16 protein-coding genes are annotated in these 14,893 nt (G+C 39.3%); 15 read left to right on the top strand and 1 reads right to left on the bottom strand.

Annotation, left to right across the window (positions count from 1 at the left end; genetic code table 11):
• Positions 1-45 precede the first annotated feature (45 nt).
• The 4 genes from IGK96_RS07085 (at position 46) to IGK96_RS07070 (ending at position 3,483) form a co-directional block, all read left to right on the top strand.
• The gene (locus IGK96_RS07085; protein ID WP_002357604.1) at positions 46-321 is read left to right on the top strand and encodes an HU family DNA-binding protein; all 276 of its coding nucleotides are present in this window, start codon (positions 46-48) and stop codon (positions 319-321) included.
• A 306-nt stretch (positions 322-627) separates the two neighbouring features.
• Positions 628-1,668 carry a hypothetical protein gene (locus tag IGK96_RS07080; protein ID WP_113851235.1) on the top strand — a complete coding sequence of 347 codons (1,041 nt, stop codon included), beginning with the start codon at positions 628-630 and terminating at the stop codon, positions 1,666-1,668.
• A 9-nt stretch (positions 1,669-1,677) separates the two neighbouring features.
• Positions 1,678-2,934, top strand: a complete 1,257-nt coding sequence (locus tag IGK96_RS07075) for a tetratricopeptide repeat protein (protein ID WP_010816518.1) — start codon at positions 1,678-1,680, stop codon at positions 2,932-2,934.
• A gap of 9 nt (positions 2,935-2,943) precedes the next feature.
• Positions 2,944-3,483, top strand: a complete 540-nt coding sequence (locus IGK96_RS07070) for a ReoY family proteolytic degradation factor (protein ID WP_071646703.1) — start codon at positions 2,944-2,946, stop codon at positions 3,481-3,483.
• Positions 3,484-3,520: 37 nt separating this feature from the next.
• On the opposite strand, the gene IGK96_RS07065 is transcribed toward IGK96_RS07070, so the two are convergent.
• Positions 3,521-4,405, bottom strand: a complete 885-nt coding sequence (locus IGK96_RS07065; RefSeq protein ID WP_002357595.1) for a YitT family protein — start codon at positions 4,403-4,405, stop codon at positions 3,521-3,523.
• A gap of 123 nt (positions 4,406-4,528) precedes the next feature.
• Between IGK96_RS07065 and IGK96_RS07060 the strand changes: the two genes are divergently transcribed.
• From IGK96_RS07060 to aroA, 11 genes are all read left to right on the top strand, one after another.
• Entirely contained in the window at positions 4,529-4,879 is a 351-nt protein-coding gene (locus IGK96_RS07060; protein ID WP_002363944.1) for a nucleotide pyrophosphohydrolase, read from the top strand.
• Positions 4,872-5,651, top strand: coding sequence for a 4-hydroxy-tetrahydrodipicolinate reductase (dapB, locus tag IGK96_RS07055; protein ID WP_002389245.1), 780 nt, complete (start codon positions 4,872-4,874; stop codon positions 5,649-5,651). The genes IGK96_RS07060 and dapB overlap by 8 nt, the downstream gene beginning before the upstream one ends.
• The gene (locus IGK96_RS07050; RefSeq protein WP_016617312.1) at positions 5,648-6,868 is read left to right on the top strand and encodes a CCA tRNA nucleotidyltransferase; all 1,221 of its coding nucleotides are present in this window, start codon (positions 5,648-5,650) and stop codon (positions 6,866-6,868) included. The genes dapB and IGK96_RS07050 overlap by 4 nt, the downstream gene beginning before the upstream one ends.
• A complete protein-coding gene (locus tag IGK96_RS07045) occupies positions 6,868-7,242 on the top strand; it encodes a thioesterase family protein (RefSeq protein ID WP_010713406.1) in 375 nt (124 codons plus the stop codon). The genes IGK96_RS07050 and IGK96_RS07045 overlap by 1 nt, the downstream gene beginning before the upstream one ends.
• 89 nt (positions 7,243-7,331) lie before the next feature.
• A complete protein-coding gene (locus IGK96_RS07040) occupies positions 7,332-7,787 on the top strand; it encodes a hypothetical protein (RefSeq protein WP_002357586.1) in 456 nt (151 codons plus the stop codon).
• A 487-nt stretch (positions 7,788-8,274) separates the two neighbouring features.
• Positions 8,275-9,141 (top strand): shikimate dehydrogenase, encoded by an 867-nt coding sequence (aroE, locus tag IGK96_RS07035; protein ID WP_002377421.1) that lies wholly within the window; start codon positions 8,275-8,277, stop codon positions 9,139-9,141.
• Between the two features lie 36 nt (positions 9,142-9,177).
• Positions 9,178-10,203: a 3-deoxy-7-phosphoheptulonate synthase gene (gene aroF / locus IGK96_RS07030; RefSeq protein ID WP_002363948.1), complete on the top strand. Its 1,026-nt coding sequence runs from the start codon at positions 9,178-9,180 to the stop codon at positions 10,201-10,203.
• A 22-nt stretch (positions 10,204-10,225) separates the two neighbouring features.
• A complete protein-coding gene (aroB, locus tag IGK96_RS07025) occupies positions 10,226-11,302 on the top strand; it encodes a 3-dehydroquinate synthase (protein WP_113821054.1) in 1,077 nt (358 codons plus the stop codon).
• A gap of 1 nt (position 11,303) precedes the next feature.
• Entirely contained in the window at positions 11,304-12,470 is a 1,167-nt protein-coding gene (gene aroC / locus IGK96_RS07020; protein WP_002357582.1) for a chorismate synthase, read from the top strand.
• A 33-nt stretch (positions 12,471-12,503) separates the two neighbouring features.
• Complete coding sequence (locus tag IGK96_RS07015; RefSeq protein ID WP_002379446.1) at positions 12,504-13,598, top strand: prephenate dehydrogenase; 1,095 nt, start codon at positions 12,504-12,506, stop codon at positions 13,596-13,598.
• 54 nt (positions 13,599-13,652) lie between these two features.
• Positions 13,653-14,891: a 3-phosphoshikimate 1-carboxyvinyltransferase gene (gene aroA, locus IGK96_RS07010; protein WP_347487533.1), complete on the top strand. Its 1,239-nt coding sequence runs from the start codon at positions 13,653-13,655 to the stop codon at positions 14,889-14,891.
• The last annotated feature ends 2 nt before the right edge of the window (positions 14,892-14,893 follow it).

Below are 14,893 nucleotides of genomic sequence, written 5' to 3'. Positions count from 1 at the left end.
GTGTGTAAAAACATCGTATCTCTTATAGAGGAGGTGAAATGATCCATGGCAAATAAAGCAGAATTAATCGAAAACGTTGCATCTTCAACTGGTTTAACTAAAAAAGATGCTACTGCAGCAGTAGACGCTGTCTTTTCAACAATTCAAGAAACTCTTGCTAAAGGTGAAAAAGTTCAATTAATCGGTTTTGGTAACTTTGAAGTTCGCGAACGCGCAGCTCGTAAAGGACGTAACCCACAAACTGGACAAGAAATTCAAATCGCTGCAAGCAAAGTACCTGCATTCAAACCAGGTAAAGCATTGAAAGATGCAGTGAAATAAGACAGACAATTAGAACCCTTGGTTTCCAAGGGTTCTTTTTTGAATCATACATAAAAAATGTTATTTTAAGAGGTGGTCGAAACAGTACGCTAAAAGGCTAAATTGTAACGAACCTTGGGTGAGAAAAACGTGCTTCGCTCCGAGAATCAAGCGGGAACGGTTCGACACTCGCTCCTTGCTTTTTTGATAAAAAGAGAAAGATTTATGAATGAAGGACAAAAATAAGTTGTTGCCAGTAGCTGTTTTTTAGTGGTTATGCTAGACTTGGGGTGAAGGAAGAGGAAACAGTCTTAAGGTGGTGAATCAATGAAATACAACTATTCTAGAGGGGAAAACAAGGTCGCTATTATTTATGGAGAAACATTTGCTTCCGTCCTAAAAAAACGACCAGTAACGACGGAGTCAATCGTTGTTTTGGCGAATCAGCGTTACTATGATCTTTTTTCGGAGAAGATTAATTATGCCTTTGGGGAACAGTTGGGATTAAACTGGTATATTTGTCGCAATGATGTTCATTGCAATGACTTATCAGAATTAGAAAGTGTGTTACGTTTCTTAGCTGATTGGCCAGAAAATCAGGATGTTTTATTGATTGGTTTAGGTAATGAAGGGGTACTACAATTAACCGCATTTTTGCACCAAGTAAGTAAGTGTTCCTCCAAATGTTGGCTGATGCCTGTGTCTGTTCAAGCGTTACGGCAAGGGCTTTTACCAAGTGTCACAATTCAGCAAGCACAGCATGCAACCATGCATATAGAAAATCATTCAGAAGAAATTTTGTTTGATAGTACCTTGACCAATAAAAAAGGTGCCGCTCCTTTAATTGATTTGCTCGTTTTTATTCGAGCGGGTCTTGTCTGTGATTATACTTATTTACAAATGCTATACCAAACGTATCCAGATAAAAAACGGTTGAATCAAACGTCATTTAATGGTATTTTAGACGAGTTGTTATCTTTTTATGAACAAGCAGGGGAAAAAGTGGATCAATTTGGTCGAGTTTTTGAAGCGGCCTTTGCTACAACCGAAAATGGCCATTTGTTATCAGGTCCCATGAAACGATTATTGAGATTGTTGTTACAAGTTTTATGGAGCCAGCAAGTCAATCACTTTGACTTTCAATTTAAAAATTTTATCGTTTGGTTTATTCGCTTAGGTTTTCCGGTGGCGTTTCCAAAAGAAATTTTAAGTGCTGATTACGCAGAACAAGTCTTGGCTCACACAGAAACACTAGGTCCTCCTATGGTGTTGGAAAAAATCGGTCAACTAGGAGCAGCTTTAAAGCCAACGCCCGATCAACTGTTAACAACGATTGAAAGATACCAAGAAATTTTAAAAGAGATTTGAGGGGAAATTATGTCATATAGTGAAAAAATGGTTCAAGCATTACAAGCTGAAAATTTAGCAGAAGCACAGTTAATGTTTGAAGAAGCATTAAAGAAAGATGATGAAAATACCTTAGCTGATTTAGGGGAAACGTTATTATCTTTAGGTTTTCTAGAAGAAGCCAAACAAATTTTCCAACAGTTGTTGGAACAATTTCCCGATGCAGATGGCTTAAACATTCCATTAGCAGAAATCGCCATTGAAAATAATGAAATAGATGACGCATTCATCTATTTAGAAAAAATTCCAGAAACTAGTGACAGTTATGTCCAAAGTCTCTTAGTTACTGCGGATTTGTACCAAGTTTTAGGGATTCCAGAAGTCAGTGAAGCGAAATTAAAAGAAGCAGCCAATCTTATGCCAGAAGAGCCGTTAATTCAATTTGCTTTGGGAGAACTATATTTTACAAATGGTCAATTTGTCGAGGCTATTACTCGTTATCAAAGCATTGTAGAAAGTGGGACAGCGCAAATCTCTGCTATTTCCTTGAACGAACGCTTAGGAAGTAGTTACAGCATGTTAGGTGATTTTGAAGAAGCAGTTCCTTATTTGGAAGCCGCGGTCAAAGAAGAACAAACAGACGATCGTTTATTCCAGTTAGCTTTCACTTATTTACAGTTACATGAGAATCAAAAAGCCATTGCGTTGTTCCAGCAATTAAAAACACTAAACCCACATTTTCAATCACTTTATCTATATTTAGCGGAAGCGCTCCAAGAAGAAGAGCAATTAGAGGAAGCAAAAGCGGTGATCGAAGAAGGAATTGCGGAAAACCCCTTCCAAGTAGAGTTATACCAATTTGCCTCTGAAAATGCCTATCGCTTACACGATATTGCAGGTGCTGAAAACTGGTTGTTAAAAGCTTTGGAATTAGGTGAGAAAACAGATGAAAGTCGTTTGACCTTAAGTAATCTCTACATCACGGAAGAGCGTTTTGAGGAAGTAATTACTATCTTAAATGATTTAGAGGAAACGGATCATCCTTATGCTGAATGGAACTTAGCAAAAGCGTACAACGAATTAGAAGACTTTGCCGTCGCTAAAGTTCATTACGAACAAGCAGCGCAAGAATTGTCTCACGAACCAGAATTTCTAAAAGAATACGCATTGTTCTTACGAGAAGAAGGCGAACTTGAAAAAGCAAAACACTTGTTGCACCATTATTTGGAACATGAACCTGGTGATGTCGACATGCAATCTGTGCTAGCAGATATGGAAGAAAGATAGGAAACGACGATGTTTGTTAGTTTATCAGAAAAGAAAAAATTTTTAACTTGGTTAGTGAATACAGTGCCTTTTGGAAGAAGAGAAGTACTGTGGATTTTAAATTACTTATTAACGCACGATGCGATTTTAAATAATGTTCATTTTGTTGAGAACGTAGAGAAGACTGATCGAGGGATCCGCGTGGTAGCAGATGGTTTAGGTAAGGAGCCGTTATTGCTTTTTATCCAAGCACAAGAATTTACAGATCCGGAACAAATTTTTCACGAGATTCGGATGAATTGGCGGAAAGCTCTTTATTTAGAATGTGTATTTCCAGAGGCTTGGCAAACGAGCCAGTATTTATCTGTTTTAGAAGACAATCCGTTTGCGCCATGGAATGAACAAGTGGATCAGGAAGTTGCCAGAGCGATTGATCAATATTTTAAGCAAGAAGAACAAACGCAGCGAATGGCATTAATTAAAGCTCAAATTGATGATGCTTTAGAAACAGGCGACAAAGAAGCGTTTTTAGAATTATCCGATGAATTAAATCGTTTGAAACAACAATAAATAAAACCCAGCATTTTCAATAAATGCTGGGTTTTATTTATTGTTTTAATTTAAAGCGCCGTTGTTTGCTGGGTTTTGCATAAGTAAAGCCTTCGCCAATTGCTTCATGTACGTTAATGATGGACACAAAGGCTTTTTCATCTATTTCATTAGCAATCCGTTTGACCTCCATTATTTCTCGAGGACTGACTACCGTGTAGAGAACCCGTTTTTCCACTTGTGAATAAGCACCTTCACCATTTAAATATGTTACCCCACGTTCTAAAGAAGCCATTAAACTTTGACCGATTTCTTCGGAATGATTGGAAACAATTAAAATTCCTTTCGCAGCATAGGCTCCATCGAGTACAGAATCAACAACACGACTGAAAACAAAGGACACAATTAAAGTATACATCATTCGTTTGACATCAATATAGGTTAACGAGAGGAGTAAGACTGCAACATCAAAAAGTAACAACGAGCGGCCCATGCTAATCCCAAAGTATTTTTCGAAAATGCGGGCAATGACGTCGGTCCCACCAGTGGTTCCGCCTACGCGGTAAACAAGGCCACTACCGAATCCTGCGGCCAAACCAGCTAAGAGAGCAGCAATCAATAAATCATGATCTAAATTAATTTCAACAGGAAATTTTTGCCAAAACCACAAAAATACCGATAACGACACGGTACCAATTAGCGTATAATAGAGGGAACGTTTGCCTAAAATTTTACCACCAATTAATAAGAGCGGAATATTGATTAATAATGTCGTATATGCTGGGTTAAAATGAAATAAGGCTCTTAAAATCAAAGTAATCCCTGTGACACCACCTTCGGCCAGGTCATTAGCAATATTGAAAGTAACCAAACCAAAGGCATAGATACAGCTTCCTAATACAATAAATAACACATCTTTAAAATAAAATCTTTGTTCTTCCATTTAATCACGTCCTTTTACAGTATAAACTGTATCATTCTCTATATAAAACAACAAGTAGAACCTTTCCAGATAGCCAAGTTTTTGATAAGATGTAGGAGGTAGAGTAAGAAAGGTTGGGGTAAAATGTCAGAATCAGAACAACGTAGTTTGCAATCGATGCAAACGGAAGTTGATGATTATATTCAACAGTTTAAAACAGGCTATTTTTCACCATTAGGACAAATGGCTCGTTTGACGGAAGAGGTCGGAGAATTAGCCCGTGAAGTCAATCATTATTATGGTGAAAAACAGAAAAAAGCAGACGAAAAACCAAAGACAGTATCAGAGGAACTTGGAGATGTCTTTTTTGTATTGATTAGCATGGCAAATTCTTTAGAGATTGATTTAACCGAAGTTTTTGAAGAAAATATGGCCAAATTTAACAAGCGGGACCGCTATCGCTTTGAAAGAAAGGATGGGAAAACACATGATTAAAATAATTGTCGCTGGGTTTAAAGGACGGATGGGCAGTACTGCTACACAAATGGTCTTAGAAACCGCAGACTTTGAATTAGTAGGTGTGTATGATCCTCATGAAGCACAAGAAACTGTTTCTTTCAATGATGAAACAGCAATTCCCGTTTTTCAGCGCTTAGAAGAAGTCCTAGCTGTCAACCCAGATGTTTGGATTGATTTTACGGTTCCTGAAGCCGCCTATCCAAATACACGTTTTGCGTTGGAACATGGTATGGCGCCAGTTGTTGGGACGACAGGCTTTACGGAGGAACAAATCAACGAATTGACAAACCTATCTCGAGAAAAAGCCATCGGCGGCTTAATTGCGCCAAATTTTGCAATTGGGGCAGTTTTAATGATGCAATTTGCCCAAAAAGCGGCACAGTATTTTCCGGATGTGGAAATCATTGAATTACATCATGATAACAAATTAGATGCACCAAGTGGAACGGCTATAAAAACTGCAGAAATGATTCAAGAAGTTCGGCCAGCAAAAAAACAAGGGAATCCGCAAGAGGTAGAATCAATACCAGGGGCACGCGGGGCTGATTTCGAGGGTCTGCGAATCCATAGTGTCCGCTTACCTGGTTTAGTGGCACACCAACAAGTCCAATTTGGCAGTGTAGGTGAAGGGCTCACTATTCGGCATGATTCTTATGATCGGCGTTCATTCATGACAGGAGTGGCGTTAGCTTGTCGGCAAGTGGTACAGAGAACAGAACTACTTTACGGATTGGAACAGATGCTATGAAATTGACAACTATTCCAAACGAATTTAAAGAAGCCGCTCCCGTTATTCGTGAAATCAATGCACAGGGCTTTGAAGCGTATTTTGTCGGGGGCAGTGTCCGTGATGCTTTATTAAATAAACCAATCCATGATGTCGATATTGCGACAAGTGCCTATCCAGAAGAAATTAAGCAAATTTTTAAACGAACCGTTGATGTGGGCATCGAACATGGCACAGTCCTTGTATTGATGGAAGACCAACAGTATGAAGTAACAACCTTTCGTACCGAGTCAACTTATCAAGACTTTCGCCGACCAGATGAAGTCACCTTTGTTCGCTCCTTGAAAGAAGACTTAAAACGGCGAGATTTTACGATTAATGCCTTGGCGCTTGACAGCACAGGCGAAATCATTGATTTATTTGATGGTATCGAAGATTTAACTAATCAAACCATTCGTGCAGTCGGCAATCCCCATGAGCGGTTTCATGAAGATGCTCTGCGGATGATGCGGGGCTTACGCTTTGCTAGCCAATTAGATTTTAAAATTGAAGAAAAAACCTTAGCCGCTATCGCTGAATTTCATCCTTTATTAGAAAAAATTTCAGTAGAGCGCATTACGATTGAATTTGTAAAAATGCTTTTAGGGGTTAATCGACAAGGTGGCTTAGCTCCGTTTATTGAAACAGAATGCTATCAATATTGTCCCAAATTACGAGAACAAGGGGCTGGACTTTTTCGTTTAATGGACTTGCCTGCTCGTCAAATTGAAACAGAAGCAGAAGCGTGGACGTTACTTATCCAATCATTGAATTTACCAGAAGCAGAAATCCGCCCCTTCTTAAAGGCTTGGAAACTTTCAAATCAATTAATTCAAAACGTTTCACAATTAGTACGTGGTCTGCGTTTTCGTTTGAGTAACGACTGGCAGCCAATGATGCTTTATGAATTAGGCGAAGAATCAGCAGTACTTGTTGAAAGACTTTTATATTATTACCAACAAGAGAGTCAAGTACAAGTAACAAAAGAGTTAGTTAAGGCATTACCCATCCATCAAAGACATGAATTGGCCATCACAGGAAAAGACCTTTTAGCCGTCTTAGAAGAAACACCAGGCAAATGGTTAGGGGAACTGATTGCTGAAATCGAGCAACACGTTGTTGAAGGTAGCTTAGAGAATAAACAAGAAGTTCTGCTTTCGTTTGCTAAAAAACAACGTTCAAAAGGAGAGAAAGCATAATGCCAACAGAAATGTTTACAAAAGAATTTTTGGTGAAAGAATCACAAACGGCTAAAATGCTCGGTTCTGGTGACTTAGAAGTTTTAGGAACCCCTGCTTTAGCTGCCATGATTGAACAAACAGCCAAAGAAGCTGTGAAGGACCAATTATCAGTTGGGGAAACAACTGTCGGAACGGTGTTAGAATTGCGCCACTTATATCCATCTGCGGTAGGGGCGACAATCGTTGTTACGATGACCAGCATTGAACAGACTGCACACAAAATACGCTATGAATTTGTTGCTTATGAAGGAGAGCGACAAATTGCCAAAGGTTCTCACCAACGTGCAGTAGTTGAGATTGATTCTTTTTTTAAAAGAATAACAAAAGATTAAGAATCTACAGCGAAAGTTTGTGACCGTTTATCAAAAGTATGGTAAACTAATAATGTAAGAAATTATTTTTAAGTAAGGAGATTTGTGCTATGGCTAGAGAAATGACAGGACTTAAATTTTATTTCAGAAATGGTGAAACTTGGACGATTGATCGTCGTTTTATTGGTGATTTATGGATCAAACATATTACAACAAGTTTTGGCCGTATCCATGGTAGTGAATTTGTTGAAATTCATCCATGTGAAGGGTTCAAAATTGAAATTTTCCAAGAAGGAGATCATGTTCAAACCCACGATATTAACTTAGGTGGCTTAGAATTAGGGATGTTCTCTCGTGCTTTAAAATATGAAGATATCGAACGTATGGAAATTCTTTACAAAAATGGCACACCAGATTTAGTTTATTTCCCTTACAAAGATAAAACAGATGAGGGCTTGGATAACATCTATCAATCTACAAAAGTCAGCGAAAAAACTAAAAACTTATACATTGTTATCGACCCAACACAAACAGTTGATGATGTATACGCTGAAGAATTAAAATAATTTTTGCCCCACAGGAATCAGTGAAATGACTGGTTCCTGTGGCTTTTTTAGTCTTTTGGCGAATAAAATAACATTGTTTTTAATGGAATAGTCAAAAAAATAAGCGAATAAGTGTTGACACATGTTTTTTCTAGCGGTATACTGTTAACAATTCTTAATTAAATCAGTTTTGGAGTGATTCTTATGACAACAACGAAGAAAAACCATACACAACTGAATAACTTTTACTTTAGCTATTTTAGATAGGTTTGTATTCATAACATTATGGGTACAGACAACAAACGTTTGTATCTATAATGGCTAGGGAAATTTAAGATGACTTTCAGCCATGTAGATTTAAGAAAATCTATAGTGGCTTTTATATTGCTTTTTTGTAGGGTATTCACTGTAGATTTTTCTTAAAATTTACTGTGAATATCCTTTTTGTTTGGCCAAAAATTAGGATTTCAGAAACTTACTAAAAAAATTTCGTAAAGGAGCACACAGGATGAAAGAAATAACTGGATCTACTCGTTTAGCTGGGCTATTCGCGAAACCCAGCCAACACAGTATTTCACCGTTGATTCATAATACAGCATTTCAAAATTTAGGAGTTGATGCTCGGTATCTGGCGTTTGACGTTGGACAAGAGACATTGCCACAAGCAATTGAAGCGATTCGAACGTTTCACATGTTAGGGGCCAACTTATCAATGCCCAATAAAGTGGCGGCTGTAAGTTATATGGATGAACTAAGTCCTACCGCCCAACTGGTTGGCGCGATTAATACGATTGTCAACAAAGATGGAAAACTTTACGGAGACAGCACGGATGGTACTGGTTTTATGTGGAGTTTGAAAGAGAAAAAGGTTGACGTTTTTCAGAATAAAATGACCATCTTAGGAACAGGTGGTGCAGCCTTATCAATCATTGCCCAAGCTGCTTTAGATGGCGTGAAAGAAATCGCCGTTTACAACAGGAAAAGCGCGGGGTTTAACGACAGTCAAAAAAAACTGGCAAATTTCACTGAACGAACCAACTGTGTAATTCATTTAAATGATTTAGCGGATACTGAAAAACTAGCAAAAGATGTTGCTGAAAGCGTCTTGTTAGTTAATGCAACGAGTGTGGGTATGCATCCACATGCGCATAGTAGTCCTATAGAAAATTATGCAATGATTCAGCCGAAGTTATTCGTGTATGATGCTATTTATAATCCCAGAGAAACACAGTTATTAAAAGAAGCCCGTTTACGTGGCGCAGAAACAAGCAACGGCTTGGACATGCTACTTTATCAAGGAGCTGCTGCTTTTGAACAATGGACAGGACAAAAAATGCCTGTATCAGTCGTGAAACGTAAAATTGAAAATAGATAAAAAGAGCGCCGTTTAAAGGCATGAGGAGAGAATATAATGATCGTAATTATGAAAGAAAATGCAACCGAAAAGCAAATGAAACAAGTCATTGATTTAGTAACAGGTGCAGGCTTAACTACTCAAACAAGTCAAGATAATGGAAAAACAGTGATAGGCTTGATTGGTGATACAGAAAAATTAGTTGAAGCAGAGTTAACAGCATTAGAAGGCGTGGAAAAAAGTGTCCGCATTTCGTTGTCTTACAAACTAACGAGTCGTTTATTTCATCCAGAGAATACAGTGGTTGATGTGAACGGTGTTAAAATCGGTGACGGCAGTATGACCATGATGGCGGGCCCTTGTTCAATCGAAAGCTTAGATCAGATTCGTGAATGTGCGCGAATTGCTAAAGCTGGCGGTGCAACAATTTTACGAGGTGGTGCATTCAAACCTAGAACGTCGCCATACGCTTTCCAAGGACTAGAAGAAGAAGGACTAAAATACATTCGCCAAGCGGCTGATGAATTAGATATGCAAGTCATTACAGAAGTGATGGATGAAGCGAATTTAGAACTTGTCGCAAAATACAGTGACATTTTACAAATCGGTGCGCGCAACATGCAAAATTTCAAGTTATTACAAGCGGTTGGTAAAACTGGAAAACCTATCGGCTTAAAACGCGGGATTGCTGGTACGATTGATGAATGGCTAAACGCAGCTGAATACATTGCTGCGCAAGGAAATTTCAATGTGATCTTCATTGAACGTGGGATTCGTACGTACGAAACCGCTACGCGCAATACACTTGATTTAAGTGCGGTGCCTTTAATTAAAAAATTAAGTCATTTTCCAATTATTGTTGATCCGAGTCATGGTGTTGGTATCTGGGATTTAGTACCGCCAATGGCCCGAGCAGGTGTTGCTTCAGGTGCGGACGGCTTGATTGTAGAAATTCACCCAGATCCAGCGAATGCGTGGTCAGATGGGCCACAATCCTTGAATGAAAAAACTTACCTACGTATGATGAAAGAAGTTCATATCATCGAAAAAGCAATGAAAGAAATTAATGCTTTAGAAGATTAGTAAAGACAGAGGAGTAGAGGACATGAAATTAACCGTAACGTTACCTACACATTCATATGATTTAACCATCGAAACAGGTGCCTTAGATAAAATTGGCACCTGGGTACGTAGCCTGTGGCAGCCACAACGGGTAGCGATTATTACCGATGAAACGGTGAATAAATTATATGGCGCAGCTGTTGAGAAAGAATTGCAAGCTGCTGGTTTTGAAACATCATTGATTGCTGTAGCGGCAGGTGAACAAAGTAAGAGCCTCGAAACAGCTCAGCTGCTTTATGATTTTTTAGCGGAACAGCAATTGACTCGAAGTGATGGTCTAATTGCTCTAGGTGGAGGCGTTGTGGGAGATCTAGCTGGATTTGTCGCTTCAACCTATATGCGCGGTATTCACTTTTTGCAAGTACCAACAACCTTACTGGCACAAGTAGATAGTAGCATTGGAGGTAAAACAGCGGTTAACACTAAAAAAGCCAAAAATCTTGTCGGTACTTTTGTCCAACCAGATGGGGTTTTAATTGATCCTAATACACTTAAAACATTAGAACCTAGACGTGTGCGTGAAGGAATTGCAGAAATTGTAAAATCAGCAGCTATCGCTGATGTTGAATTGTGGCACCGTTTATCCTCTTTGGAAAATGAACAAGATTTAGTGGCACATGCAGAAGAAATTATCACGGACTGTTGCAAGATTAAACGTGATGTCGTCGAAGAAGATGAATTAGATTTGGGCTTACGTTTGATTCTGAATTTTGGGCATACGATTGGCCACGCATTAGAAAATACAGCTGGTTACGGGGTGATTGCTCACGGTGAAGGCGTTTCTTTAGGAATGATTCAAATAACTCAAGTCGCAGAACAACGAGGGCTTTCCCCACTTGGGACTACCCAAGAGTTGGTCACCATGCTAGAAAAGTTCGATTTACCAGTAACGACAGATCGTTGGCCAGAAGAACGTCTCTATCAAGCAATTACACATGATAAAAAAACACGTGGGGGACAGATTAAAATCATTGTCTTAGAAAAAATTGGTCAAGCGAAAATTGTCTCTTTACCAACGGAAGAAATTCGAGCATTTTTAAATAGAGAAGGAGGAATTTAAGATGCGCTTTATTACAGCAGGCGAATCACATGGACCTGAATTAACTGCTATTATTGAAGGCTTACCAGCCGGCTTGCCTTTAAGTAGCGAAGAGATTAACCGAGAATTAGCAAGACGTCAAGGCGGTTACGGTCGTGGGGGACGGATGAAAATTGAAAAAGACCAAGTACGTATTACTTCGGGTATTCGGCATGGTAAAACACTTGGCTCACCAGTAACGTTGATTGTCGAAAACAAAGACTGGAAAAATTGGACCTCCGTGATGTCAGTAGAGCCAGTTCCTGAAAAACAAAAGAAAATCCGCCGCGTCAGCAAACCACGTCCAGGACATGCTGATTTAGTCGGTGGAATGAAATATCAACATGATGATTTACGGAATGTTTTAGAACGGTCTTCGGCACGAGAAACAACGATGCGTGTGGCGATTGGTGCGGTTGCTAAAAAACTCTTAGCTGAATTGGATATCCAAGTTGCTGGGCATGTCGCGGTATTAGGTGGGATTGAAGCTACGATTCCTGAAAATTTAACGATTCGTGAAATTCAAGAACGATCTGAACAATCTGCCGTTCGCGTATTAGATCCTTCCGTAGAAGAAAAAATGAAAGAACTAATTGACCAAACCAAGAAAAATGGCGATACAATTGGTGGGGTAGTAGAAGTACTTGTGGGTGGCGTTCCAGCTGGCTTAGGTAGCTATGTTCAATGGGATCGTAAACTAGATGCCAAAATTGCGCAAGCTGTTGTAAGCATCAATGCTTTTAAAGGTGCTGAGTTTGGCATTGGATTTGAAATGGCGCAACGCCCTGGTAGTCAAGTGATGGACGAGATTGTTTGGGACGAAAGTACTGGTTATACCAGAACTTCCAACAATTTAGGCGGTTTTGAAGGAGGAATGACCAACGGAATGCCAATCATCGTTCGTGGTGTCATGAAACCTATTCCAACCCTTTATAAACCATTACAAAGCGTGAATATTGATACAAAAGAGCCTTATAAGGCCAGTGTTGAGCGCTCTGATAGCACGGCGGTACCGGCCGCTAGCGTTGTTTGTGAAGCCGTTGTTGCAACGGAAGTAGCGAAGGCTATGCTCGAAAAATTTGATAGTGACTCATTTGAACAAATGAAAGAAGCAGTGAAACGTTATCGTCTATATACTCAAAACTTTTAATGGAAGAAAGTCGCAAGTATATGGAGGGAAAAAATGAAGAAACGTATTTTAATCGTAGGATTAGGGCTAATCGGGAGTTCACTGGCTTTGTGTATCAAAAAAGGACATCCCAACAGTGAGATTATCGGTTTCGATAATCAAGCGGAGTCAACTGAATTTGCTAAGAAAACGGGTCTAATTGATGAGATAGCTGAATCTTTAACAAGTGGGGCAAGACGAGCAGAGATTATTTTTCTTTGTTCCCCAGTTAAAGCAACTTTAGTACAACTAGAAGAATTAAACCAATTGTCACTAGAAACTGCTCTGATCACAGATGTGGGTAGTACCAAGGTGGAAATTAATCAGTTAGCAACAAAGCTTAACATGAAAAATTTTATTGGTGGTCATCCAATGGCTGGTTCACATAAATCCGGCGTAACAGCCGCTGATGAACGTTTGTTTGAAAATGCCTACTATATTTTTACCGATGACCATGGCGAAAAAAACAAACAGATTCAGGAGTTACAAACGTTACTAAAAGGAACGCATGCGAAGTTTATTACGATGCCTGCACAGGAACATGATGAAATTACTGGTGCTCTAAGTCACTTGCCACATATTGTTGCCGCAGCGTTAGTGAACGAAAGTCAGCAACTGAATACCACTTACCCTAGAGCGCAGCAGCTAGCGGCTGGAGGATTCAGAGATATTACTCGAATTGCTTCCTCTGATGCAACGATGTGGACGGATATTTTATTAAGCAATCGCTTAGTATTATTGGACTTACTAGAAAATTGGCAAAAAGAGATGACTACTGTTTGCCAATGGTTAACAGAAAAAAATGCCCCAGCTATTCGTAATTTTTTTGATAAGGCCAAAGAAACACGTGCTCAGTTGCCCATTCATAAAGAAGGCGCAATCCCAGCTTTCTATGATCTGTTTGTTGATGTACCAGATCAACCAGGAATCATTGCTGAAATTACGCAAATTTTAGGCGAAGCGGACCTTTCTCTTACAAATATTAAAATTTTAGAAACGAGAGAAGAAATCTATGGGATTCTTCAATTGTCTTTTAAAAATCAACCAGACTGCCAAGCTGCAAAACAAATTTTATCTAAAAAAACGAACTATACATGTTACGAAAAATAAGAGGTGATGAGGGTGCAACTACGTACAAATGTGAAACATTTACAAGGGACTCTGATGGTTCCTAGCGACAAATCGATTTCCCATAGAAGTATTATGTTTGGAGCGATTTCTTCTGGAAAAACGACGATTACAAATTTTCTAAGAGGCGAAGATTGTTTAAGTACCTTAGCGGCGTTTCGTTCTTTAGGTGTGAACATTGAAGATGACGGGACGACAATCACCGTTGAGGGGCAAGGATTTGCAGGTTTAAAAAAGGCGAAGAATACAATTGATGTTGGAAATTCAGGGACAACAATTCGTCTAATGCTGGGCATTTTAGCTGGCTGTCCCTTTGAAACGCGCCTAGCTGGTGATGCGTCTATTGCTAAACGACCGATGAATCGTGTGATGCTTCCTTTAAACCAAATGGGAGCGGAATGTCAAGGGGTTCAACAAACGGAGTTTCCGCCAATTTCTATTCGCGGGACTCAAAATTTGCAACCGATTGACTACACAATGCCTGTTGCGAGTGCTCAAGTGAAATCGGCTATTTTATTCGCCGCTTTGCAAGCCAAGGGCACTTCTGTAGTGGTTGAGAAAGAAAAGACACGTGATCATACAGAAGAGATGATTCGACAATTTGGTGGGACGCTTGAAGTAGACGGTAAAAAAATTATGTTGACTGGACCGCAACAATTAACAGGTCAAAATGTGGTAGTTCCTGGTGATATCTCTTCTGCAGCTTTCTTTTTAGTTGCGGGTTTAGTAGTCCCAGATAGCGAGATACTTCTGAAAAATGTTGGCTTAAATCAAACGCGGACAGGTATTTTAGATGTGATTAAAAACATGGGTGGTTCCGTCACTATTTTAAATGAAGATGAGGCCAATCACTCTGGCGATTTACTTGTAAAAACGAGTCAATTGACAGCTACAGAGATTGGTGGCGCTATTATCCCACGTTTAATTGATGAGTTACCGATTATTGCTTTGTTAGCTACTCAGGCTACTGGCACGACAATCATTCGAGATGCAGAAGAATTGAAAGTCAAAGAAACCAATCGGATTGATGCAGTAGCGAAAGAATTAACAATTTTAGGCGCCGACATCACGCCTACTGATGATGGCTTAATTATACATGGGCCAACTTCTTTACATGGTGGAAGAGTTACCAGTTATGGGGATCATCGTATCGGGATGATGTTACAAATTGCTGCATTACTTGTAAAAGAAGGCACTGTTGAATTAGATAAGGCTGAAGCAGTTTCAGTTTCTTATCCAGCATTTTTTGACGACTTAGAACGTTTAAGTTGTTAACG

The sequence above is a fragment of the Enterococcus sp. DIV0682 genome (genome assembly GCF_051712685.1).
GTDB lineage: Bacteria > Bacillota > Bacilli > Lactobacillales > Enterococcaceae > Enterococcus > Enterococcus faecalis.
The sequence above is the reverse complement of the archived record's forward strand: the minus strand, read 5'-3'. Positions and strand labels throughout refer to the sequence as shown.

Excerpts from the sequence above, each read along its gene's own strand:
- IGK96_RS07085 (WP_002357604.1), top strand. The coding sequence starts at position 46 with ATGGCAAATAAAGCAGAATTAATCGAAAACGTTGCATCTTCAACTGGT.
- IGK96_RS07080 (WP_113851235.1), top strand. The coding sequence starts at position 628 with ATGAAATACAACTATTCTAGAGGGGAAAACAAGGTCGCTATTATTTAT.
- IGK96_RS07075 (WP_010816518.1), top strand. The coding sequence starts at position 1,678 with ATGTCATATAGTGAAAAAATGGTTCAAGCATTACAAGCTGAAAATTTA.
- IGK96_RS07070 (WP_071646703.1), top strand. The coding sequence starts at position 2,944 with ATGTTTGTTAGTTTATCAGAAAAGAAAAAATTTTTAACTTGGTTAGTG.
- IGK96_RS07065 (WP_002357595.1), bottom strand. The coding sequence starts at position 4,405 with ATGGAAGAACAAAGATTTTATTTTAAAGATGTGTTATTTATTGTATTA.
- IGK96_RS07060 (WP_002363944.1), top strand. The coding sequence starts at position 4,529 with ATGTCAGAATCAGAACAACGTAGTTTGCAATCGATGCAAACGGAAGTT.
- dapB (WP_002389245.1), top strand. The coding sequence starts at position 4,872 with ATGATTAAAATAATTGTCGCTGGGTTTAAAGGACGGATGGGCAGTACT.
- IGK96_RS07050 (WP_016617312.1), top strand. The coding sequence starts at position 5,648 with ATGAAATTGACAACTATTCCAAACGAATTTAAAGAAGCCGCTCCCGTT.
- IGK96_RS07045 (WP_010713406.1), top strand. The coding sequence starts at position 6,868 with ATGCCAACAGAAATGTTTACAAAAGAATTTTTGGTGAAAGAATCACAA.
- IGK96_RS07040 (WP_002357586.1), top strand. The coding sequence starts at position 7,332 with ATGGCTAGAGAAATGACAGGACTTAAATTTTATTTCAGAAATGGTGAA.
- aroE (WP_002377421.1), top strand. The coding sequence starts at position 8,275 with ATGAAAGAAATAACTGGATCTACTCGTTTAGCTGGGCTATTCGCGAAA.
- aroF (WP_002363948.1), top strand. The coding sequence starts at position 9,178 with ATGATCGTAATTATGAAAGAAAATGCAACCGAAAAGCAAATGAAACAA.
- aroB (WP_113821054.1), top strand. The coding sequence starts at position 10,226 with ATGAAATTAACCGTAACGTTACCTACACATTCATATGATTTAACCATC.
- aroC (WP_002357582.1), top strand. The coding sequence starts at position 11,304 with ATGCGCTTTATTACAGCAGGCGAATCACATGGACCTGAATTAACTGCT.
- IGK96_RS07015 (WP_002379446.1), top strand. The coding sequence starts at position 12,504 with ATGAAGAAACGTATTTTAATCGTAGGATTAGGGCTAATCGGGAGTTCA.
- aroA (WP_347487533.1), top strand. The coding sequence starts at position 13,653 with ATGGTTCCTAGCGACAAATCGATTTCCCATAGAAGTATTATGTTTGGA.